The following is a 23,214-nucleotide window of genomic DNA, read 5'->3' as shown; positions in this document are numbered from 1 at the left end:
TCAAGGAACCGCCGAGGATCCTGAAGGTAGAACCTCGGGCAAGAGGGCTGTAGACACTACGCGAGTTATCCACAGGTCCCACGAATCCGCATCGGCCATGGGTTTGTGGGACTTTGTATGACTACCAAGTGTCGAAGTCGGGGAGATCAGAAGCGGCAGTGGGCGCGATTAGCGACACCTTGACAGTCATCACAAGCCCGAAGGGGAATTTCGCGGACAACTTTAATCCCTTTGATCCGAGCACGAACGACGGGACGTACGGGAATATCTATGAGACTCTTTTCTATTTTGACAACCTAACAGGGAAGACGTGGAGTCTCCTTGGGACAAGTTATCATTTTACGAACGGCGGCAAGTCGGTGATTGTCCAGCTCCGCACAAATGCGAAATGGACTGATGGTACTCCGTTCACTGCGAACGATGTGGTTTTCACGTTCAACGAACTCAAGAAATATCCTGACGCAGACACGAACAATGTTTGGTCTGTCCTCTCCAATGTGCGCGCGCTCAACAAGCACGAAGTTGAGTTCACCTTCAAAGACGTCGATATTCCGTTCGCGCAGCAATATGTACTTGGAGGCACGTACATCGTTCCTCAACATGAGTGGAGTTCTCTGGGCGATCCGACGAAGCTAAAAATCACATGGCAGAAGGCGATTGGGACTGGCCCGTTCAAGCTCATCGCATTTTCGCCGCAGCAATACACTTTTGAAGCCAACGGTTTCTACTACAACGGTGTGCCCAAAGTAAAATACGTTCGCTATCCAGCGTACACAAGCAATCAGGCTGCCGACCTGGCGCTCGCGAGCGGCCAGGTGGATTGGGCCGGGATCGACATTCCCGACATCCAAAAGACGTTTGTGGCCGCCGATCCGGCGCATCATCATTATGACTTCCCGCCAGGTAGTGTTGTCGAACTATATCCAAACTGGAATAACCCGCTGCTTGCAAATCTGGCGGTGCGTCAGGCGATCAGCCTTGCCATCAACCGGAAGGCGATTCAGCAAATTGGGGAGACAAATTATTCGGTGCTTCCGGTTCCGACCAGCCTGATTCCTTCGCAGATGTCGTGGCTTGACCCGAACTTGCCAAGCCAGGATCGACAGTTCACCTTGAACGACGAAAAAGCGATTCAAATTCTCGAGAAGGCAGGCTTTAAGAGGAACAGCCGCGGCATTTTCGAAAAGGACGGGAAAGAGCTGTCCTTCAATTTGCTCACGGTGTCTGGATGGAGCGACTGGGACGAAGATGCGCTGCTCATCAAGCAGGAGCTTCAGCCCGTTGGGATCAACATCAATGTCGTCCAACAGCAGTTCAACGCCTATTTCAATTCCATCAATCCGGGCGTCGGTATCAAGCCGAATTACGATCTCGCCTTGTCCTGGACCAATGAGGGTCCGACACCTTATACGATTTACTATGACATGCTCGACTCCAAAGGCAACTGGAATATTGAACAGTATCGAAATCCGCAGGTTGACCAGGCGCTTGCTCAGTTTGCTTCCACGACGAATCCTGCGGTGCAGCGGCAGGCGCTGTATAAGGTCGAGCGGATCGCGGCCGAGGATTTGCCGGTCATCCCCGTTTTCGACGGCGAGCTGTGGTACGAATACAACGACGCGCACTTCACGGGTTGGCCGACGAAGCAAAATATGTGGATTAACCCTGCGCCTTATACGTTCCAGGCGGCTGCAATCATCATGGATCACCTCAAACCGGTGTCCTGAAAAACGCACTGCAGGAATCGAGCCACGGAGCCATGCAAGGGCCCGTGGCTTTTGTCGTATGGCTTGCAACATCTCCATTGTTGCGATATACCTCTGAAATGACTCGAACATGTTCCTACGCTGTGGGGACAAGAGGGGTTCCCGCATGATTCAGATTTGCGTTCTACACCGCCTCTCTCTGCCGCTCAAGTTCCCAATGCAGACGGCTCACGGCCATATTCGCGAGAAGCAGGCTATTCTCGTGCAGCTCGTCGATGCGGAAGGGGTTGAGGGTTGGTCCGAATGTGTGGCGCTCGCGCAACCGACTTACACGGAGGAGTGCACGGACACCGCGTGGGTCATGCTCGTCCATCATCTGGTGCCGAGATTCGCCAGATGGCTTCGCGGTGCTGCCCAAGGCCCTGATCCGCGGACCGTCTACGCAGCCTTTCACGATGTGCGCGGCAATCGAATGAGTGTGGCTGCACTGGAGATGGCGGTCTGGGATTGGTACGCGGCGAGGACCGGGCAACCTTTGGCCAGCCTGCTCGGGGGTGGCCGAGATCGCGTGGAAGTCGGCGTGACGCTCGGGATGCCGGAATCGCTGGATGCGCTTATCCACTCCGTCGACAGGGCGGTGGAGCAGGGGGTCCGCAGAGTGAAACTTAAGATTGCGCCGGGGCGGGATCAAGCACCCATCGAGGCGGTCCGCCTGCGTTATCCGGACCTCGCCATTGCGGCGGACGCCAACGGGAGTTATCGGCCAGAAGATGCTCCGATGCTCCAACAGCTCGACGTGTACGATCTGCAATTTATTGAACAGCCGCTGCCAGAAGACGATTGGTTCGATTTGGCCGACCTTCAGGACTCGTTGCGGACTCCGATTTGCCTCGATGAAAGCGTCCGCTCCGTGCGAGAGCTGAAGCTCGCGGCACGGCTCGGCGCGGCTCGCGTATTGAACGTGAAACCCGGGCGGCTGGGTGGCTTTGGAGCGACGCTGCAGGCCCTTCGCGTGGCCGGTGAGGCAGGCATGTCCGCCTGGGTTGGAGGGATGTATGAAACGGGCGTCGGGCGCCTGCACGGGCTCATCACCGCTTCGCTACCTCTGATGCGCTATGCGACCGATCTCGGCCCGAGTGACCGATATTTCGAGCGGGACGTCCTGAAGGAGCCCATTGCGTTCGTCGAACCTGGGGTGATCCAGGTCCCGCAATGCGCCGGCGTGGCGGATTGGGTCGACCGCGATGCCGTGCGCCGGTTTTCGACAGCGATCTGGACGGTTGACCTGAGAACGCTCTGAATCAAGTTCGCATGTTGGACACGATTTGCCAACAGGATTTTCGGCGTACGGTGTCGAAGTGGGTCAGTATGTGTCGTGGGGGTCGAATGTGCATCGGGGCAAAAAGGTCACACGTGGACAGACGAGAGAGAAGAACATGGTCACTACATCATGGGATGAGGGGTAGATCTGCACAGTGATTGAAATGCAGGACGTCTGGAAGGAGTATCCCAACGGGACCCAGGCCCTGAATGGCATTTCGGTTCGCATTCAGAAAGGCGAGTTTGTGTACATCGTCGGCCCGAGTGGAGCCGGAAAATCGACCTTCATCAAGTTGATGTACCGCGAGGAGCGACCAACGCGCGGGCACATCTTCATCAATGGATTCAACATTGAGAAGTTGAAAGATCGCAAAATTCCCTTGTTGCGCCGGACTATCGGCGTGGTGTTTCAGGACTTCAAGCTGCTTCCCAAGCTGACGGCGGCGGAGAACGTCGCATTTGCGCTCGAGGTCATCGGCGCGCCGCCCAAGTACATTCGCAAACGAGTTCGGGAAGTTCTCGAACAAGTGGGCTTGGAAGACAAGATGAATATGTATCCGCATCAGCTGTCGGGCGGCGAGCAGCAGCGAGTGGCCGTCGCGAGGTCGCTCGCGAACAATCCAGCTGTGCTCATCGCGGACGAGCCCACAGGCAATCTGGATCCGGAGACATCGTGGGACGTGATGCGCCTTTTTCAGCGGATCAACGATCTCGGCACGACCATCGTGATGGCGACACACAACCGGGAGATTGTCAACACGATGCGTAAGCGTGTCATCGCGATTGAGAACGGCGTGATCGTGCGAGACGAGGAGAAAGGGTATTACGGCTATGATGACTAGATGGCTGCGGCACGTGCGCGAGGGGTGCAAGAATGTCATCCGCAACGGTTGGATGTCGTTTGCGGCGCTGAGCGCCGTGATTGTGACGTTGGCGGTGCTCGGTTTTTCGCTGATTCTCACTTTCAATGTTGAACAGATGTCAAACAGCGTGACAGGGCAGCTCGAGTTCAGCGCCTTCTTGAACGTGAACGCTTCTGAGAAGCAGGGTGAGCAGGTGGCGCAGGAGATTCGCGCCCTGCCGGGCGTGGCGTCCGTGCAGGTGATTTCCAAGAACGAAGGGCTTCAGCAAATGAAACAAGAGCTGGGGCAGGAATTGAGCGACGTGCTGAACGCCTTCAAGCAAAACCCGCTCCCGATTCAGATTGTCGTGAAGCCGCAAGATCCGCATCAGATTGACCGACTGGCCAAAGAGGTGAGCGAGATTCCGGGTGTCGCGGCCGTGCGGGATCCGCACAAGCTCGCGGCTGCCATCTTCCGTACCTTGGCGGTTGTGAGGGACATTGGCATCGTATTCGTGGTGGGGCTCGTCATCACTTCCATGTTCCTCATCTCGAACACCATCCGCATGACCATCTTTCACCGCCGCAGAGAGATCGAGATCATGAAGCTGGTCGGCGCGACCAATTGGTTCATTCGCTGGCCGTTTATCATCGAGGGCATGATCATCGGGCTCGTCGGCAGCGTGATCCCGGTTGCGCTTCTCGTGTACGGCTACCGTTCGCTCTATGCGAAGGCAAAGGGTGTGTTCAGCGGGTTGGCATTTCCGCTTGTCCAGGCGAGTCAGATCGAGGTCAAGCTTGCGGTGATTCTGATCGCCATGGGACTTTTGATCGGCATGTGGGGAGGCGTCATCACCGTCCGGCGCTTTCTCCGCGTGTAGCATGGCCTTCTCTGCGGGCTAGAGAAAGGGATACGCTTCCATGCATGTGACGGCGAATGGCTGGTGGGCGCTCGTTGGCCTGTTGCTCTTGAGCTTTGTGCTGAACCCTTATCACTACTTGGCGACAGGCTTCGTGATTTGGGATCTAGTGAGAAACGTGCGCCGAGAGCGGGCTTGGTTTGGCGTGCGCGTCACGCGAATCGGCAAGACGCTTCTCCTGCGCTACGGCAGGGCGGTCGTCGTGGGACTCGTGGCGAGCTTCGCATTGCTTGCGGCTGGGGCTCAGGTGACGATCTCGTCCGCGCTGTACGTGTTCGTCGTGTCGATTGTGCTCGGCGTGATCCGATCACGGCTGGCCGCGGCGCCCATCGCCATCTCCGTGTCCGTTCTGCTTTCTTGGCTTGCGCGCGCCTATCACGGCGCTGTGCCAGCGGGACTTTTGCCTGCTTGGCGGGCCATCGTGGACATGCCGCAGGGGGATTGGCTCGCCATCGCTGCAATTGCCGCGCTCTCCGAGGCCGTACTCGGCCTGTGGGGGACGCGCGATGCCATCCTGCCGGCGCTCGTCACCTCCCGGCGAGGCCGGCGGATGGGGGCGATGAAACTCCAGTTCGGCTATGTGGTGCCTGTGGCGGTGTGGGTGACACCGTTCGCGCATCCAGCGTTGGCGTTCATCTCGGGCTGGCACCCGTGGCACGTGGTTTTGGGGCAGCCGCTTGCATGGTTTGCCGTGCCGCTCGCGCTTGGCTGGCACGCACTGCTCACCTCGTTGCGCGTGGAGCGGGCGCTCCACTACCTGCGCTGGTTCGACGTCATTCGCGGGCTCGTCTTAGCTGCGGGCTTCGCGGGTGTTTACATTTGGGACCAACAGGCCGCAGTTTATGCGGCGGGCGCAACAATCGTCCTGACGGAGCTGTTCCGGATTGCGGTAAGGCGAATGGATCGAGCCCTGGAACCTCACTTTGCTCCGGACAGCGAGGGACTACGCGTGTTGTACGTAATCCGCGGTTCGCTTGCAGAGCGGCTCGGCATTCGTCCGGGGGAACTCATCACGCACGTCAATCAAGCGCCTGTTCACACGGAGTACGATTTCCACTTCGCGCTGGAACAAAATCCGGCGTATGCGCGCTTTCAGATCACGGACCGACGCGGCGAACCCCGCCTGGTATCGAGTCCCGTGTTCGAGGGAGAGCGCCACAACCTCGGCCTCATTTTTGTCCTGCCCGGAGAAGAACCGGCACTTCGACTGAAGCGGCCGTTTGGCTTTCTCGAGACACTGTATCTGCGCATACCTGGCGGCGCGAGGCGTGATGAGACATCTCGCTCATAGAAGGAGGCGTTCGCATGGATTTCGCAACGGTACTCGGGTTGCTCCTCGGCATTGGCGGTCTTCTCGGGGGCTACATCCTCGACAAAGGAAACATCGCCGCGCTCATTCAACCTTCTGCCATGATGATTGTGTTCGGTGGCACACTTGGGGCGACGATGCTGTCGAGCCCTCTAAAGGTCTTTCTGTCTCTGCCGAAGTACCTGCGGATCGCCTTCTTCGCGCCCAAGCGAGATCCACGCGCGCAGATCGATCAGTTAGTCGATCTCGCCGTCATGGCCCGCCGAGAGGGCATTCTCGCGCTGGAAGACCATGTGAACTCGTTCGACGACGCATTCATGCGCAACGGTGTCCGACTGATTGTGGACGGGATCGACCCGGAACTGGTGAAGGACATGTTGCAGACAGAGCTCGCGCACATCGAGGAGCGGCACGAGGTGGGGATCACCATGTTCGAGGCGGCCGGCGGATTCGCGCCGACCATGGGCATCATCGGCACGGTGATGGGGCTTGTGCACGTGCTCGGCAGTCTGACCGACGTGAGTTCGCTCGGGCCTGAGATTGCGACAGCTTTTATTGCCACACTCTATGGCGTCGCGAGCGCAAACATCTTTTGGCTCCCCGTCGCCAACAAGTTGAGGGCGAGATCGCAGGAGGAGATGCTCGAGCGGGAAATGACCCTCGAGGGCATCCTGTCCATTCAGGCTGGCGAGAACCCGAACGTGCTGAGGCAAAAGCTGCTCTCGTTCCTGGCGGCGTCGGATCGCGTGGAGAAGAAGGCGGGGGTTCAGAGTGGAGCGGCGCAAGAAGCCTAAGCACAAGCAGAACCACGAGCGTTGGCTGGTGACGTATTCCGATCTCATCACGCTCTTGCTCGTGTTTTTCGTCGTGATGTTCGCGATGTCGACCATCGACAAGACGCGCTTCGCAACGCTGGCCGAATCGCTGTATCAGGCGCTGCATCCCGGCCAGCAGATCCCGCTGAACATGGGCACGACGGCGCTGCTCGAAAGCGGCGATCAGAACAATGGCCAACAGTTCCCAGACAACCTGCAGAACCCAAACAACCCAACCAACGCGACGACGCAGAACCAGCAGTCGAACGAGGACCTCACGGACGCGAAGCAGCTCGATTTGTTATATCGGGAAATTCAGCAATATATCGCGAACCATCATCTGACGGGCGAAGTGCAGGTCGTGGATGAGGCGCGCGGCGTGCAGATCACCATGCGGGACGTGGCGCTCTTCAACACCGGACAGGCCGTCCTTTTGCCCAAGGCCAAGGCCATTATCGAAGGGCTCATCCCGTTCTTCAAGCAGATCTCCAACGACATCGTGGTAGAAGGTTACACGGACACGCAGCCCATCAACACGCCCATCTACCCGTCCAACTGGGAGCTTTCCGCCGCGCGCGCCATGAGCGTGGTGCGCTTCCTGGCCGATCACGGCATCAACCCCACGCGCCTGGCCGGCATGGGTTACGGTCAGTATCATCCGGTGGCGTCGAACGCCACGCCGGCAGGCCGCCAGGCCAACCGCCGCGTGAACATCGTGATCCTGCGCAAGATCTACGCGCCTGGCACCGCCCCCGCGCTCCCCACCAACTGAGCCGCGAGTTGCGACGAATGTCGATGCAGAAGCTCTTCTTCTCCGCGCGGACACCTCTGTTGACTAGAGGCCCTTTCGCGCGAACAAGGAAAGGACGGGCCGAGTCCGCTTTGCACCCGTCGCTTCCGTTTTTTTATAATGAGTAGGTGATCTCACGCAATCGGATCGCGAGTTTCGGAGGGAACGTTTGTTCCCTTTTTCTCGTTCGGTGTGATAGAGTGAGGCTGTGTCCATCTCCGTCCGCGGATGAGCCAACGAGCAAGGAGGGCGAGTCATGTCCCAATTACCTGGCAAGTTTGAGCTTGTGACGGACATGAAACCTCAGGGCGATCAGCCTCAGGCGATTGAGGCGCTCGTCGATGGGGTGTACAGCGGCCTCCGTCACCAGACGTTGCTTGGCGTGACGGGATCGGGGAAGACGTTCACCATGGCCAACATCATCGCGGAGGTCAACCGCCCAACGCTGGTCATCGCGCACAACAAGACGCTCGCCGCGCAGTTGGCGGCCGAGTTTCGCGCGTTCTTTCCCAACAACGCCGTGGAGTATTTCGTCAGCTACTACGACTACTATCAGCCGGAGGCGTACATCCCGTCGACGGACACGTATATCGAGAAAGACGCGAAAATCAATGACGAGATCGACAAGTTGCGCCACTCCGCCACGGCTGCGATTCTGGAGCGGAACGACGTGCTGGTGGTCGCGAGCGTATCCGCCATCTACGGCCTCGGCAATCCTGAAGAGTATCGGCATCACGTGCTTTCGCTGCGGGTGGGTGCCGTGATGGACCGCAACCAGATGCTTCGCAAGCTGGTGGATATGCAATATACCCGCAACGACATCAACTTTACGCGCGGCACGTTCCGCGTGCGGGGGGACGTCGTCGAAATTTTTCCGGCCTCCCGCGACGAAAATGCGATTCGCGTCGAATTTTTTGGCGACGAGATCGACCGAATCTCGGAGATCAACGTGCTGACCGGAGAAGTGGTGGCGCGGAGGTCGCACTTCAGCGTCTTTCCCGCGTCGCACTATGTCACATCGCGCGAGCGATTGGAGAGGGCCATCGAGCGGATTCGCGCAGAGTTGGAGGAGCGGCTCGCGGAACTGCGCGCTCAGGGCAAGCTGCTGGAAGCGCAGCGGCTTGAGCAGCGGACCAACTACGACATCGAAATGATGCTCGAGATGGGCTTTTGCTCCGGGATCGAGAACTATTCGCGGCACCTCGAGGGCCGTGAAGCCGGAGAGCCTCCATACACGCTCCTCGATTACTTTCCGCCGGGGTTTCTCACGTTCATCGACGAGTCTCACGTCACCATCCCGCAGCTACGCGGCATGTACAACGGCGACCGGAGCCGCAAGCTGACGCTCATCGAGCACGGGTTCCGGCTGCCTTCGGCCGCGGACAACCGCCCGCTCAAGTTCGAGGAGTTCGAGCGGGCCGTGGGGCAGTGCATCTACGTCAGCGCCACACCCGGGCCCTACGAGCAGCGGCATCAGCAGCGCATGGTCGAGCAGATTATCCGCCCGACAGGGCTCGTGGATCCGGAGATTCACGTGCGGCCCATCAAAGGGCAGATTGACGATCTCGTCGGCGAGATCCGCGAGCGCATCCGGCGCGACGAGCGCGTCCTCGTGACCACGCTGACGAAGAAGATGGCGGAGGACCTGACCGATTATCTGAAAGAGCTCGGCATCAAGGTCCGCTACCTCCATTCGGACATCAAGACCATCGAGCGCATGGTGATCTTGCGCGACCTTCGGCGCGGCGTGTTCGACGTGCTGGTGGGGATCAACCTCCTGCGAGAGGGGCTGGATCTGCCGGAGGTCTCGCTGGTCGCCATCTTGGACGCGGATAAGGAAGGTTTTCTCCGGTCTCACACGTCCCTCATTCAGACCATCGGCCGCGCGGCGCGCAACGCAAACGGCACGGTCATCATGTACGCCGATACCATCACCGAGTCGATGCGCATTGCCATCGAGGAGACGGAGCGCCGGCGGCAAAAGCAGATGGCGTACAATCGAGAACACGGCATCACCCCGCAGACCGTGCGCAAAGCGGTGCGAGATGTGATTGAGTCCACCAAGGTGGCCGAGTCGGAGGAGGACTACGTGGCCGTGGCGGAAAAGGCGCAAAAGCTGTCGGGCCGCGAGCGCAAGGAACTTATCGCGAAGCTGGAGCAGGAAATGAAGGCGGCCGCGAAAGCGCTCGAGTTCGAGCGCGCCGCAGAGCTGCGCGATATGATCATGGAACTCATGGACGCGTCGTGAGGCGCAAAGGAAGAAGGAAGACGGCATGCCACAGGATTATATCCACGTGCGCGGGGCTCGCGTGCACAATTTGAAGAATATCGACGTCAAGATCCCGCGCGACAAGTTCGTCGTGATCACCGGCCTCAGCGGATCCGGCAAATCGTCGCTCGCTTTTGATACCATCTACGCCGAGGGACAGCGGCGGTACGTCGAGTCGCTCTCGGCTTACGCCCGCCAGTTCCTGGGCCAGATGGACAAGCCGGACGTCGACGCCATCGACGGCTTGTCGCCTGCGATTTCGATTGATCAAAAGACGACCAGCCGGAATCCGCGATCGACGGTCGGCACGGTGACCGAGATCTACGACTATCTCCGGCTTCTGTTCGCGCGGGTGGGGCAGCCCTTCTGCCCCCATTGCGGCATCCCGATTCAGTCCCAGACCATCGAGCAGATGGTCGACCGCGTCCTTCAATTGCCCGAGCGCACCAGGCTCCAGGTGCTGGCGCCTGTGGTCCGAGGGCGCAAGGGCGAGCATCAGCGGGTGTTCGAGCAGATGCGGAAGCAGGGCTTCGTCCGGGTGCGCGTCGACGGCGAAGTGCGCGATCTCGACGAGGATATCCAGCTCGAAAAGAATCGCAAGCACACCATCGAGGTGGTCGTCGACCGCCTCGTCGTGCGCGACGACATCGCGAGCCGGTTGGCGGATTCGCTGGAGACGGCACTCGCCCTGTCCGGCGGCATTGTCGTGATCGACGTCATCGACGGCGAGGAAATGCTGTTCAGTCAGAACGCCGCATGCCCGCACTGCGGTTTTCAGGTGGACGAGTTGGCGCCGCGCATGTTCTCGTTCAATAGCCCGTTCGGCGCCTGCGAGACGTGCACGGGCCTCGGCGTCAACCTGGAAGTGGACGAGCAGCTCGTCATCCCGAATCCGTCGCTGACCATTGAGGAAGGGGCCATTGCGCCCTGGAGCGGATCGTTCTCGAACTACTATCCGGAACTGCTGCGGGCCGCATGCAGGGCGTTCGGCATTCCGACGGACGTGCCTATCGCGGAACTGCCCGAGGAGGCGGTGCAGCTCCTCCTACGCGGAAACGGCCAGCTCATTCGCTTCTCGTATGAGAACGACTTCGGCCAGCACAAGACCGCTCACATTCCGTTCGAGGGCGTCATTCCGAATCTGGAGCGCCGATACCGCGAGTCGACGTCCGAGTCCATCCGCGAATTCATCGAGTCGTTCATGAGCGCGAAGCCGTGCCCCGCGTGCCACGGCCGGCGCCTCAAGCCGCAAAGTCTGGCCGTCCGCGTGGGTGGGAAAAACATCGCCGAGGTCACGGAGATGACGGTGGGCGAGGCGCTCGCGTTTTTCCGGGGACTCGAACTCTCCGAGAAGGAGATGCACATCGCTCGTCAGATTTTGAAAGAGATTGAGAGCAGGCTCGGATTTTTGCGGGATGTGGGCCTCGATTACCTGACCTTGGCGAGATCGGCCGGCACGCTGTCGGGCGGGGAGGCGCAGCGGATTCGGCTCGCGACGCAACTCGGCTCTTCCCTCATGGGCGTGCTGTACATCCTCGACGAACCGAGCATCGGCCTCCACCAGCGGGACAACGAGCGCCTCATCCGAACGCTCGAGCACATGCGCGATCTCGGCAACACGCTGATTGTGGTGGAGCACGACGAGGACACCATGCTCGCCGCGGATCACATCATCGACATGGGCCCGGGCGCGGGCATTCACGGCGGCGAGGTGGTGGCGCAGGGGACGCCGGCCGAGATCATGGAAAATCCCGCTTCACTCACGGGGCAGTATTTGTCCGGGCGGCGCTTCATTCCCGTTCCAGAGGAGCGGCGAAAGCCAGATGGGCGCTGGCTCGAGGTGCGCGGCGCGCGAGAGAACAATCTGAAGAACATCGACGTCCGCATTCCCATTGGGCTCTTCACGTGCGTCACCGGCGTTTCCGGCTCGGGCAAGTCCACGCTTGTGAACGAGATCATCCATAAGGCGCTGGCGCGGGATCTGAACCGCGCGCGCGTCAAGCCGGGCGATCACGACGTCATCTTAGGGCTCGAACACCTGGACAAGGTGGTCGACATCGACCAGTCGCCGATTGGGCGCACGCCGCGATCGAACCCAGCTACGTACACGGGCGTGTTCGACGACATCCGCGACTTGTTTGCCGCGACGAACGAGGCGAAGATGCGCGGCTACAAGAAGGGGCGCTTCTCATTCAACGTGCGCGGCGGCCGGTGCGAGGCGTGCAAGGGCGACGGGATCATCAAAATTGAGATGCATTTCCTTCCCGATGTATATGTGCCCTGCGAGGTGTGTAAGGGCAAGCGGTACAACCGCGAGACACTCGAGGTCACCTTCAAGGGCAAGAACATCGCGGATGTGCTCGACATGACGGTGGAGGACGCATGCGCGTTCTTCGAAAATATTCCGCGGATCCGCCGCCGCTTGCAGACGCTGGTGGACGTGGGGCTTGGGTACATCAAACTCGGCCAGCCGGCGACGACACTCTCGGGCGGCGAGGCGCAGCGCGTGAAGCTGGCATCCGAGCTGCATCGCCGGTCGAACGGGCGCACGCTGTACATTCTGGACGAGCCGACGACGGGGCTGCACGTGGCGGACATCGAGCGGCTCTTGACGGTCCTTCACCGCCTGGTCGAGAATGGGGATACGGTGCTCGTGATTGAGCACAACCTGGACGTCATCAAAACGGCGGACTATCTCATCGATCTCGGCCCGGAGGGCGGCAGCCGCGGCGGTCAGGTCGTGGCGGCCGGTGCGCCAGAGGAGGTCTGCCGCAATCCCCAGTCGCACACGGGGCGGTTCCTTGGTCCCATTTTGGAGCGGGATCGCGCCCGAATGGCCGCGCGCCGAGCCGTGGATCTCGAGGCGGCCTGCGACTGAGCGCCGGGAAGGGAGGATGGGGCCGTGGCCAATCCGCGGGGAGTGAGTGTCAGGCAACTGGTGCGCGATCTCGATCTGCACGTGTTCAACAAGGACGCGGATCTGGACCGCATGATCTACACGCGAGACATCAATCGCCCAGGGCTGGCGCTGGCAGGCTACCTGCGCTATCACCCGGCGGAACGCGTGCAGATCCTGGGAAGAACCGAGCTGTCGTTTTTGCGAGGTCTCAACGAGAAGGAACGGGCTCTGCGGGCGTTTGCGTTTTGTTCATATCAGCAGACGCCGTGCATCATCATCACGCGGGGCGACACGCCGCCGCCGGTACTCTTGGAGGAGGCCGCCTCTCGCCGCATCCCGGTGCTCGGCACGCCCATGGTGACAACGCGGCTGACCGCGCGTATCTCCAATTACCTCGAGGATAAGCTGGCTCCGGAGACCTTACAGCACGGCGTGCTGGTCGACGTATACGGCATCGGGATTCTCATCATCGGTTCCAGCGGGATCGGCAAAAGCGAGACGGGGCTTGAGCTCATCAAGCGCGGTCACCGGCTCGTCGCGGACGACGCGGTGGTGATTCGGCAGATCTCCGACGACTACCTCGTCGGCAGCGCGCCGCCGTTACTGCAGAATCTCATTGAAATCCGCGGCCTTGGCGTCCTGAACGCCATGACCCTGTTTGGCGCCGGGGCCGTGCGGACGCACAAGCGCATCTCGATGGTCGTGCATCTCGAGGCGTGGCGAGATAACCACGCGTACGACCGCCTCGGCATTGAGACGGAGACCATGAAGATCCTGGACATCGAGCTGCCGAAGGTGACGGTGCCCGTGCGGCCCGGTCGTAACCTCGCCGTGATTGTCGAGGTCGCGGCCATGAACTTCCGCCTGAAGGGCATGGGGCTCGACGCGGCGAAGCAGTTTGCAGCGGAATTGGAGCAGATGATCGCTGCGCAATCGGAGGGAAGCGCTTGAGCGCGGCCAATGGACGCTCGGGAGGCAAACCGTCTACGGCGCAGGCAAGGTGCAAAGCAAAAGCGGCGGACATTTCCGCCGCTTTTACATTTCCTCCGGCGCCTCGATGCCGAGAAGGTAGAGGGATTTCGCGAGCGCTTCGCGCACCGCACGCGTGAGGGCCAGTCTGGATGTGCGCGCCGGCTCGTCCGCCTGCAGGATGGGGTGATCGTGATAAAAGCGGTTGAACGCGTGACACATCTGAAGGGCGTATCGGGCAATCACGGACGGATCGTACGTGTCGACCGCGCGCTCCAAGGACTCGTTGGCCTGCGCGAGCAGGAAGATGAGCGCCCACTCCGCGTCATCCGGCTCGTAGCCTGGGTCCCATGCGACCCGATCCACCTCCGCCTTGCGCAGCACGCTCGACGCGCGGGCGTGGGTGTACTGGACGTAAGGCCCGGTCTCGCCGTCGAAATTGAGCACGTCCTCATACCGGAAGTCCACCTCGTGAACCCGGTACGTCTTGAGATCGTTGAAGATCACGGCGCCCACGCCGACCTGGCGGGCGATCGCGTCCTTGTTTTCGAGCCCAGGGTTTTTCTCGTCGATGATGGCGCGAGCTTCTTCGATGGCCTTCTGCAGGACGTCTTCAAGGTAGACGACGTGCCCGCGCCGGGTCGACAGCCGCTGGCCGTTGAATTTCATCAGCCCAAATTGGACGTGCACGCAGTTTTTCGCGTAGTCCCGCCCCATGAGCTCAAGCACCTTGAACACCTGTTCAAAGTGCAGCTTCTGTTCCGCGCCCACGACATACAGCAGCGTGTCGGCGCCGAACGCGTGATGCCGGTAGTCCGCCGCGGCGAGATCGCGCGTGGCGTAGATGGACGTGCCGTCTGACTTGACGATGATGCAGGGCGGCATGCCGTACGCGGACAAATCGACCACTTCCGCGCCCTGGTCTTCGACCAACAGCCCCTTGTCCCGCAGTTCCTGCACAATGGCATCCATCTTGTCGTTGTAAAAGCTCTCGCCGATGTAATGCTCGAACTCCACGCCCAAGAGGTCGTACACCTGTTTGAACGCGCGCAGGCTCTCGTCGATAAACCAGCGCCAGAGGCGCGTCGCCTCCGGATCGCCCTCCTCCAGCTTCTTAAACCACAGCCGCCCCTCGTCTTCGAGTTCGGGCGACGACTCCGCCTCCTGGTGAAACCGGACGTAGAGGCGGAACAACTCCTTGACCGGGTCCTTGCGGACTTCATCCTCATTGCCCCACTTGAGGTACGCCGCGATGACCTTGCCGAACTGCGTGCCCCAGTCGCCCAGGTGGTTGACGCCTTCCACCCTCCACCCGTCCTCGCGCATCATGCGCTTGAGCGCGTGGCCGATGATGGTGGAACGCAGATGTCCGACGCCAAACGGCTTGGCGATATTGGGAGACGAGTAGTCGATCACGGCCGTCCGCCCACGGCCTCGCTCCTCTGAAAACAGATTGTGCACGGATGCGATGGCCTGTCCTATCACGCGTTCCGCGAATGGGGACCGCGCCAGCCGGATGTTCAGAAACCCCTTCTCGGCCTGTGCGCTTTCCACGCCGTCGACGTGCCGTACGCGCTCGGCAAGCTCGTCCGCAATCTGCACCGGGTTCTTGCGCATCTCCCGCGCAAACGGAAAGCAGGGCAGGGCGAGGTCGCCAAGCGCCGGATTCGGCGGATATTCGAGCATGCGGGCGATCTCGTCGACCGGCCGCGCGACGACGTCTGCAATCGCATGTGCGATGGCACGTTTGATGGATCTCACGTTCATCCCCCTGTACAGTCCTCCAAAAGCGTCTATTCATTATAGCATGTACAAATATCTTGAGGAACTTCGCCATTTCTGGCCCGCTGTGCTATACTTTTTCCACCAGTTGCGGGCGCGAGCAGCGCGTTCGCCCGATCTCGCCATGAAGTGCGTGTGCCGTTGAATGGTCGCAAAGGAGGCGCTGCACAAGGTGCAAATGGACAAACGTCGCCATCGCTACAACAAGGTGGAACGACCCGAGAACGTCATCGCGATGAAGCTGGACGCGTCCTACTTCTTCGAGCGAGGCATGCGCTTCTTGCAGCGGAATGATCTGGCGCGCGCGGTAAAAGCGTTTCAAAGAACCGTGGAGTACGAGCCCGACAATCCCGTACATTACTGCAACCTCGCGGGCGTGCTCGCGGAGCTCGGCGATTTTGAAGCTTCCAATGAACTGTTGCACTACGTGCTTGAGCATATGGATCCGCACATGTCGGAATGCTGGTTTTATCTCGCCAACAATTACGCCAACCTGGGTGACTACGACGCGGCTGAAGAGCATCTCCTTCGCTACTTGGATGTCGATCCCGACGGAGAATACGCCGCCGAGGCGGAAGAGATGCTCTCTATTCTCATCGACGAGTTTGGCGGCGGCCGGGCGCTGGAGCGGCGCAGGCGCGAGGAAGCACGCGTGGAGACGATGCAAGCTATCCAGGATGGGCGCTACTTTCTGGAAAACGGGCAGTTTGAAGTCGCCGTGGAGTGGCTGGAGCAGGTGGTGGCGGCCGATCCAACTCACATTGCGGCTCGCAACAACCTAAGCTTGGCGTACTATTACACGGGCCATTACGACAAAGCGCTTGCGATGGCCGAGAGCGTGCTCGAACGACAGCCGGACAACCTGCATGCGCTCTGCAACCGCGCGCTTTTGTTGCAACATTTCGGCGATGAGGAGCGGTTGCGGCGGGCGGTGGAGCCGCTGCAAAAGGTCATCCCCCTCCACCCGGACATCGCGATGAAAGTGGCCATCACACTGGGGTTCGTCGGCCGTCATGCCGAAGCGCTCGCGGCGTTTCGGCGGCTCGCGCGCCTCGTTCCGCCGGATCATCCTATGCTGCTGCATGGCCTCGCAGCTGCGCACGCAAATCTCGGGAACCTGACCAGTGCAGAAGCGCTATGGAGGCAATTGTCGCGACACGAGGACTGCGCACGCGTGGCGGACTATCATCTCGAGCGGGTGCGTCAAGCGCGGGCGGCGGGACTTGCGTCGGTGAGCGTCAGCTATCAGCTGGACATCCCGGTCGAGATGCAGCTCGCCGAGGTCCGAGACCGCCTTCAGACGTCGTCTCCGGACGAATGGAAGCGAGATCCTTTGCTTCGGGCATCCTTATACTGGAGTTTGCGCCATGGCAATCGCGAGGTGCGCCAGCGCGTCATTCGCGCGCTCGCGGTGGTCGGCGACGGGGATGCCGAGCAAGCGCTGAAGTCGTTTTTGGCTCGATCCGACATCGACGCGTCGCTTCAGGAGCAAACCCTCGTTGCACTTAAGCGGATGGGTGCGAAGGGCCCAGTTCGAATCTGGCGGGCCGCGGGTCCCATTGAGATGCGGCTGGAGGATGTGCGGCAGGACATCATCTTGGATTTGCAACCGCAGTGGCGAGAGGTGTGGGATCTTGCGGCGGAATGGCTCACCGCCCGCGGCCTTCGTGCCCTGGTGGGCCAAGCGCTTCGGTTCTGGCTCACGTACCTGTACGACGACTTGTTCCTCGACCTGCGCAAGCGGATTGTGAAACCCGAAAGTTGGGCAGCCGGTCTGTTGTACGTGGTGTTGCGTTACGCCAACGTGCCTGTTGTGCAGCGAGATCTCGCTGCGCAGTTCCGCGTTTCCGTGTCCTCGCTCAGCAAATGCAGTTCCCGCATGGAGCAGGTGGTGCTTCGGGCTGGATGGCGGGCGCGGCGGAGTCGCGAAGAGTGACGAGTGGCGGGAAATGTTCGGCGGTCATCAAAATTTCACGAGGATGTAACACTGCTGAAACATGTGCGGTCTACTCTAAAGGCGTAGCACATTTGACCCCCTTTTGATATAGAGGTTCTTGGGCACTCGGATTCCGGGTGCCGCTTTTTTTGTGTAGAACGCATCCCTGGTATACTTTTGGCGGAGCATGCTATGCTGTTCACAAATGGGGTGGGCGCCTTGCAGGTGATTGTCAACTGCTATGCACCGTTTGACGGCGGGTTCGTGATGTTGCGCAAACCGCGCCGCGGATGGTGGTACCTGCCGGGCGGCAAGGTCGAACCAGGCGAGTCGTGGCGACTCGCGGCCATGCGCGAGTTCACCGAAGAAACAGGTTTGGATCTCGAGGACGCCCATCTTCGCGGAGTGTATGAGATTTACGTCGCCGCGGGCAACGAGGAAGGCGAGAAGCGGCGCCTCATCGCCCAGTTCGTCGGGCGAGGGGCCTCGGGAATCCTCCGAACCGTCCATCGAGAAGGCACGCTTGCCATCGTGACGAAGCGGGAACTCCCGCGCCTGCCCATGGACGAAGGAGATCGCCTCATGCTTTTGCATGCCATCGCCGCCGAGGAGCGCGGTGATGATAGGGTGTTCTTTGGGAGCTTCTCGTACGACGCGGATCACCGTCTGCTTCGTCATGAAATGGATCCGGAGGGCTATCCACTGGAACCGCTGTTTGCGCGCAGCCAAGAGGGGGATGTGCTGTGACCAACCGCTTGCAGGCGATTGTGCTGACCGGCATGTCAGGCGCGGGTAAGTCCACTGCGATGCAGGCGTTCGAAGATTTCGGTTTTTTCTGCGTCGACAACTTGCCGCCTGCGCTCATGCCGCGGCTCATCGACATGGCCGAGCACGCGTCTGGCAAGCTAAGCAAGATGGCGTTTGGCTGTGATCTGCGCGGTGGTGAACTGTTCGAGCCTCTATTGATGACCGTCCAGGAAATCAAAGAACGCAAGGACGTCACCGTGACGCTTGTGTTTCTCGACGCGGACGACGCGACGCTCGTGAGGCGCTACAAGGCGTCGCGCCGCCGCCACCCGCTTTCGATGGGCGGCAGGTTGCTCGAGAGCATCCAGGCTGAGCGGCAGAAACTCGCGGGCGTGCGGCAGGCGGCCGACGTCGTGATTGACACGTCGAACCTATCCGCCAATCAACTCAAGCAGGAATTGAGCCGCCGGTTTGTCGACCATGCGATGCGCCTTCCGGTCCACGTGGTGTCGTTTGGGTTCAAGTTCGGTGTGCCGCTCGATGCCGACATGGTGTTCGACGTGCGGTTTTTGCCGAATCCCCACTACCTCGATCATCTGCGGCCTTACACCGGAGAAGACGAACCGGTGTACAATTACGTCATGCAGTGGCCGCAGACACAGGCTTTCTTGAAGAAGGCGGAGGATATGCTCGACTTTCTCATCCCGGAATTTCAGCGGGAAGGGAAGAGCCATCTTGTCATCGGCGTGGGTTGTACGGGTGGCAAGCATCGCTCCGTAGCGGTCGCGAAGCACATCGCCGAACATCTTCGAGAGATCGCCGTGGTTGATCTCACGCATCGGGATTTCAGGCGGGAGGACTAGCCCATGCGACAGTGGTGGTTGCTCGCGTGGACCATCGCCTGTTTCGGCATGGGCCTTTTGACGGGCGTTTTACGGCTTTCGCACTGGCCGCACGCCGCCGACATCGGCGTTGCCATCGTGTTGGCGGCTGTGCTTTTGCTCGCGTTTGGCTGGTGGTCGGACATTCGGCGCCAGCGACGGCTGCAACGCTGGCGAGAGCGCAGGCTGAAGATTGTGTGTATCGGCGGCGGAACGGGCTTGTCGACCATTCTTCGCGGTCTGAAGGAATATGACGTCGATCTCACTGCGGTCGTCACGGTGGCGGACGATGGAGGGAGTTCCGGCAGACTGCGGCATGACTTTGCCATGCCTCCACCGGGAGACATCCGCAACTGTCTGGTCGCCTTGGCGGACACGGAGCCGCTATTGGAGCGCCTGTTGCAGTTTCGTTTCCCCGCCGGCGAAGGGCTCGAGGGTCACAGCTTCGGGAACCTGTTTCTCGCGGCGATGACGCATATCATGGGCGACTTTGAGTCGGCGATTCGCGAGACAAGCCGCGTGTTGGCGGTTCGAGGAAAAGTGCTGCCGGCTGTGCGCGAGGATGTGCGTCTTCGCGCGTACCTCGAAGACGGCCGCGTAGTCGAGGGGGAATCGCGCATTCCGGAAGCCGGCGGGCGCATTGAGCGACTGGAACTTGTTCCCGCTGACCTCGAACCCCTGCCCGACGTCATCGCAGCCATCGAGTCCGCGGACGCCATCGTCGTGGGACCGGGGAGTTTGTATACGAGTGTGTTGCCCAATCTGTTGGTTCCGGGCATCGCTGAAGCCATTGCGTCGAGCCGAGCCTGCAAGATTTACATATGCAACGTGATGACGCAGCGCGGGGAGACAGACGATTTGTCGGCATCGAGCCACGTGCGCGTCATTTATCGCCACGTGGGGCGACGGCTGTTCGACTACGTGCTGGTGAACGCGGCACCGCTGCCGGAGGAGGCCCTGCGGCGCTACCAAGAGCAGATGAGCTATCCGGTTCGGGTGGACATGGAGGAGCTGCACAAACTCGGGCTCAAGGTCATCGCCCGCGATTTTATTCATTATGCGACTTACGCCCGCCACGACAGCCGAAAGGTCGCGGAACAGATTGTGAGCCTGTTGGGCTACGAGCGGGAAACGAAGCACGTCACGAGATAGGAGAGATAGCCAGATGTCGTTTGCCGCGGAGACCAAAAAGGAATTGACGCAGATCGCCTCGGATCCCGCGGCAACTCGGTACGAGCTGATGGCGGTGTTCGCCCTGAGCGCGTCGTTTCGCCTGAAGGAGGGCGCGGGCGCGCTCGTCATCGAAACCGAGAACGTGGCCACGGCCAGGCGCGTCTACACGTCGATCAAGCAGTTGTTGGGCATTCGTCCGGAAGTCGTGGTGCGGCGGAAAATGCGACTCAAGAAGAACCACGTGTACACTTTGCGGTTGAGCCGCACCCAAGCCGAGTTCGCGCTCGCGGAGTTGGGATATGGCGGCGAGATCGCAGAGGGCCCTCTGGCCGTCGCATGGACGCTTCCTCGAAAGGACGAGGCCCGGCGGGCTTTTCTCCGAGGAGCGTTTCTCGCGGGTGGTTCAGTGAACGCACCTGGAAGTTCCTCGTATCATCTGGAAATCTACGCCCATTCGCTCGATCTCGCCGAGTGGCTCATGCGGTTGATGAATCACTACGGACTGAACGCGCGCGTGACGGCTCGGAAGAAAGGCTATATCGTCTACATCAAAGAGGTCGAAAAGATCGTCGAGTTTTTGAGCGTGATCGGCGCAGTGCGGGCGCTTCTCCAATTTGAAGATCGGCGGATTGTGAAAGGGATGCGAAATCAGGTGAATCGCCTGGTGAACTGCGAAACGGCGAACATGAACAAGACCATTTCGGCAGCCATCCGGCAACTGGAGCACATTCGCTGGATCGAGCGTACGATAGGGCTAGAAAGCTTGCCCGAGCACCTGCGCGAAGCCGCGATGCTGAGGCTCCAGTACCCGGAGTCGAATCTTCAGGAACTGAGCGCGGCCATCGGGGGGCGAGTTTCCAAGTCGGGGCTGAACCACCGGTTCCGCAAGTTGGAGGAGATCGCCGATCGGTTGCGAGAACGTTCAAAAAAAGGTCATGCAGCTGTCGATAAATCGTCGGAAATGACCCATAAAGAACCGTGAAACCGCTATCTTCCGCGGTGCGTGGGATGATATACTGAAGATCAATCCTGGGGACTTGGTGATGAAAATGTTTGAGAAAGAGACGATTGTCCGCCTGCGCGGCGGTTTGTTTGCGCGCGCGGCCGCCAAGTTCGTTCAAGAGGCGACGCGCTTCAAGTCGGAAGTGTTTGTGGAGAGAGACGGCAAGACGGTCAACGCGAAGAGCATCATGGGTGTCATGAGCCTCGCGATTCCGTCCGGTGAGCGCGTCGTCATTCGGGCGAGCGGTACGGATGAGCAGGCCGCAGTGCAGCAGTTGACGAAGCTCATCGAGTCGGAAGAATTGTTCGTGTGACGTTGTGTTGTCCGCGTTCGTTCTCCTCTTCCGCTCCGGTTCATACAATCCACCGTGGAGAACCGGAGGTGTGACGGATGGCGCGGAAGATGCGTGTCGGAAGCCGGCGGCGTACACCTGTTTGGCTGATCATGGCTGTGGCATTGGCCCTTTTCCTCACGGTGTACGAAGGCTACCGCATCATCATGCCGTTCGTTGCGCGAGATCCCCTTTATCATGAGGTCAACTTCGGCCAGCGCGTGATCGACGACTGGCAGTACGAAGGAGAAAACGAGGAGGGTTACCTCCTCTTTTACAATCCCACGAATGGCGATCGCGCGATGCTTCCGCCTCAGAGCCGATTGTTCGGCGCGGATGGCAAGTGGGTCGTGATCGAACACGCCGACGCGGCATCGCTGACGTATGCGGAACCGCTTGAGGCTGCCCCGTGGTACGTGTATCTCCTGCTGCCGGCCGCGATGGGGGGCAGTGCCTGGTGGGCGGTAAAGCGCGTTCGGGCCATGCGCGGCAAACGAATGCGGGTGCGCCCGGTTCCCAGGCGGAGCTCGGCCGAACCTTTCGGAGTTCAGCGCTCGAGGCGGAGATTCAAGCCGCGGCGAAGTTCAAGGCCGTCGTGACGCCCTTCCTCCGGCTTTGTGATTTACGCAACTCATGGTAGTCTATATGAAAAGCGGATCTTATGGACAGGCAGGAGGGGCGTTCGTGGCGCTACGAGAGGGCCGCGTTCAACAAATCCACAAGCGAGAAGAACGCGGAATCGACCGCTCGAATGAGCCTTTCGTCATTGAAAAGCTCGTTCGCAGACCTGGTTTGGTGGTCGTGCAGCGCCCCGCATTCGAACAGGGATACACGAATCACCTGCGCGAGATTTATCCGCAGTGGGGGATTGCCGTTAGCACGTGTATGGACAAGGGTGTCCCCGTCAAGCACCCTCGCCTGCGCTTTGACCATTACGTCGATCTCGTCAAGGTGTGGGAAGATCAGGAATATATTTACGTGGAAGACATGTATGTGGATGTCCTTCTGTACGAGCGGTCGTATTATCATATCATTGATCTCGAGGAGTTCGGCCAAGCCATCTTCTCGAGGCAGATGAGCTTGGCTGAAGCGAGGCGCGTGCTCGACAATACACAGCGGTTTGTGGATAGCTTCAAGCGCAGCCGCCTGTCGTACCAGGTCTGGAAGCACAAATATGGCGTGCACCGACGCTATCCATAGCGCCTCATCGCGGCGCGACTTCAGAGAGGCCCGCATCCCTTAGGGGCGGGCCCAATACGTCTATTCGCGGATTTCGTCCATCATCTGCTGCGCAAGGTCCTGTGCGGCATTCGGCATTTGATTTTTGTTCTGCATCTGACGCACGGCCTCCCAGGCCGCAATGCCTACGCTCGCGCCTATAAGCAGGGCTGTCATGGTTCCCATCCCGTGACTTCGCCGCCGCCAGTTCATTCGGCTTCGCGCCATCCCGCTCATCGCGTTCATCATGTTCCACATAGCCAGCCACCTCCCCATGCGGTATTGTTCTCTGCGCCGGCGGGCGG

At 60.1% G+C, this 23,214-nt stretch carries 20 protein-coding genes; 18 read left to right on the top strand and 2 right to left on the bottom strand.

Features of this window, described 5'->3' with window-relative positions; all coding sequences use genetic code 11:
- Positions 1 to 158 precede the first annotated feature (158 nt).
- From AC27E8_RS15645 to hprK, 10 genes are all read left to right on the top strand, one after another.
- Positions 159 to 1,727: an ABC transporter substrate-binding protein gene (locus tag AC27E8_RS15645; protein WP_487100225.1), complete on the top strand. Its 1,569-nt coding sequence runs from the start codon at positions 159 to 161 to the stop codon at positions 1,725 to 1,727.
- Positions 1,728 to 1,872: 145 nt separating this feature from the next.
- The gene (gene menC / locus AC27E8_RS15640; RefSeq protein ID WP_487100224.1) at positions 1,873 to 3,006 is read left to right on the top strand and encodes an o-succinylbenzoate synthase; all 1,134 of its coding nucleotides are present in this window, start codon (positions 1,873 to 1,875) and stop codon (positions 3,004 to 3,006) included.
- A gap of 175 nt (positions 3,007 to 3,181) precedes the next feature.
- Positions 3,182 to 3,868, top strand: coding sequence for a cell division ATP-binding protein FtsE (gene ftsE / locus AC27E8_RS15635; protein ID WP_012809834.1), 687 nt, complete (start codon positions 3,182 to 3,184; stop codon positions 3,866 to 3,868).
- Complete coding sequence (gene ftsX, locus AC27E8_RS15630) at positions 3,858 to 4,748, top strand: permease-like cell division protein FtsX (RefSeq protein ID WP_041694931.1); 891 nt, start codon at positions 3,858 to 3,860, stop codon at positions 4,746 to 4,748. The genes ftsE and ftsX overlap by 11 nt, the downstream gene beginning before the upstream one ends.
- 40 nt (positions 4,749 to 4,788) lie before the next feature.
- On the top strand, positions 4,789 to 6,078 hold the full coding sequence (locus AC27E8_RS15625) for a PDZ domain-containing protein (RefSeq protein ID WP_487100223.1): 1,290 nt from the start codon (positions 4,789 to 4,791) through the stop codon (positions 6,076 to 6,078).
- A gap of 14 nt (positions 6,079 to 6,092) precedes the next feature.
- Positions 6,093 to 6,890, top strand: coding sequence for a flagellar motor protein (locus AC27E8_RS15620; protein WP_487100222.1), 798 nt, complete (start codon positions 6,093 to 6,095; stop codon positions 6,888 to 6,890).
- Positions 6,868 to 7,683, top strand: a complete 816-nt coding sequence (locus AC27E8_RS15615; protein ID WP_367306766.1) for a flagellar motor protein MotB — start codon at positions 6,868 to 6,870, stop codon at positions 7,681 to 7,683. The genes AC27E8_RS15620 and AC27E8_RS15615 overlap by 23 nt, the downstream gene beginning before the upstream one ends.
- A gap of 274 nt (positions 7,684 to 7,957) precedes the next feature.
- Positions 7,958 to 9,949 carry an excinuclease ABC subunit UvrB gene (uvrB, locus tag AC27E8_RS15610; RefSeq protein ID WP_487100221.1) on the top strand — a complete coding sequence of 664 codons (1,992 nt, stop codon included), beginning with the start codon at positions 7,958 to 7,960 and terminating at the stop codon, positions 9,947 to 9,949.
- 25 nt (positions 9,950 to 9,974) lie between these two features.
- Complete coding sequence (gene uvrA, locus AC27E8_RS15605; RefSeq protein WP_487100220.1) at positions 9,975 to 12,848, top strand: excinuclease ABC subunit UvrA; 2,874 nt, start codon at positions 9,975 to 9,977, stop codon at positions 12,846 to 12,848.
- A 24-nt stretch (positions 12,849 to 12,872) separates the two neighbouring features.
- Positions 12,873 to 13,820 (top strand): HPr(Ser) kinase/phosphatase, encoded by a 948-nt coding sequence (gene hprK, locus AC27E8_RS15600; protein WP_487100219.1) that lies wholly within the window; start codon positions 12,873 to 12,875, stop codon positions 13,818 to 13,820.
- Between the two features lie 84 nt (positions 13,821 to 13,904).
- Here the strand turns inward: hprK and argS are convergent, their stop codons facing one another.
- Positions 13,905 to 15,605 (bottom strand): arginine--tRNA ligase, encoded by a 1,701-nt coding sequence (gene argS, locus AC27E8_RS15595; protein WP_487100218.1) that lies wholly within the window; start codon positions 15,603 to 15,605, stop codon positions 13,905 to 13,907.
- 193 nt (positions 15,606 to 15,798) lie between these two features.
- Between argS and AC27E8_RS15590 the strand changes: the two genes are divergently transcribed.
- The 8 genes from AC27E8_RS15590 (at position 15,799) to AC27E8_RS15555 (ending at position 22,891) form a co-directional block, all read left to right on the top strand.
- Positions 15,799 to 17,556, top strand: coding sequence for a tetratricopeptide repeat protein (locus AC27E8_RS15590; RefSeq protein ID WP_487100232.1), 1,758 nt, complete (start codon positions 15,799 to 15,801; stop codon positions 17,554 to 17,556).
- A 225-nt stretch (positions 17,557 to 17,781) separates the two neighbouring features.
- Positions 17,782 to 18,303 carry an NUDIX domain-containing protein gene (locus AC27E8_RS15585; RefSeq protein WP_487100231.1) on the top strand — a complete coding sequence of 174 codons (522 nt, stop codon included), beginning with the start codon at positions 17,782 to 17,784 and terminating at the stop codon, positions 18,301 to 18,303.
- Complete coding sequence (rapZ, locus tag AC27E8_RS15580; protein ID WP_014463411.1) at positions 18,300 to 19,166, top strand: RNase adapter RapZ; 867 nt, start codon at positions 18,300 to 18,302, stop codon at positions 19,164 to 19,166. Before AC27E8_RS15585 ends, rapZ begins: the two co-directional genes overlap by 4 nt.
- A 3-nt stretch (positions 19,167 to 19,169) precedes the next feature.
- Entirely contained in the window at positions 19,170 to 20,336 is a 1,167-nt protein-coding gene (locus AC27E8_RS15575) for a gluconeogenesis factor YvcK family protein (RefSeq protein ID WP_487100217.1), read from the top strand.
- 13 nt (positions 20,337 to 20,349) lie between these two features.
- Positions 20,350 to 21,339, top strand: a complete 990-nt coding sequence (gene whiA, locus AC27E8_RS15570) for a DNA-binding protein WhiA (RefSeq protein ID WP_487100216.1) — start codon at positions 20,350 to 20,352, stop codon at positions 21,337 to 21,339.
- 67 nt (positions 21,340 to 21,406) lie between these two features.
- A complete protein-coding gene (locus tag AC27E8_RS15565; RefSeq protein ID WP_014463414.1) occupies positions 21,407 to 21,673 on the top strand; it encodes an HPr family phosphocarrier protein in 267 nt (88 codons plus the stop codon).
- 77 nt (positions 21,674 to 21,750) lie between these two features.
- Complete coding sequence (locus AC27E8_RS15560) at positions 21,751 to 22,290, top strand: hypothetical protein (RefSeq protein ID WP_487100215.1); 540 nt, start codon at positions 21,751 to 21,753, stop codon at positions 22,288 to 22,290.
- Between the two features lie 85 nt (positions 22,291 to 22,375).
- Positions 22,376 to 22,891 (top strand): DUF402 domain-containing protein, encoded by a 516-nt coding sequence (locus tag AC27E8_RS15555; protein WP_012809849.1) that lies wholly within the window; start codon positions 22,376 to 22,378, stop codon positions 22,889 to 22,891.
- A gap of 60 nt (positions 22,892 to 22,951) precedes the next feature.
- Here the strand turns inward: AC27E8_RS15555 and AC27E8_RS15550 are convergent, their stop codons facing one another.
- A complete protein-coding gene (locus AC27E8_RS15550) occupies positions 22,952 to 23,167 on the bottom strand; it encodes a hypothetical protein (protein ID WP_487100214.1) in 216 nt (71 codons plus the stop codon).
- Positions 23,168 to 23,214 lie beyond the last annotated feature (47 nt).

Source organism: Alicyclobacillus sp. CIJ1 (genome assembly GCF_057538885.1).
The sequence above is the reverse complement of the archived record's forward strand: the minus strand, read 5'-3'. Positions and strand labels throughout refer to the sequence as shown.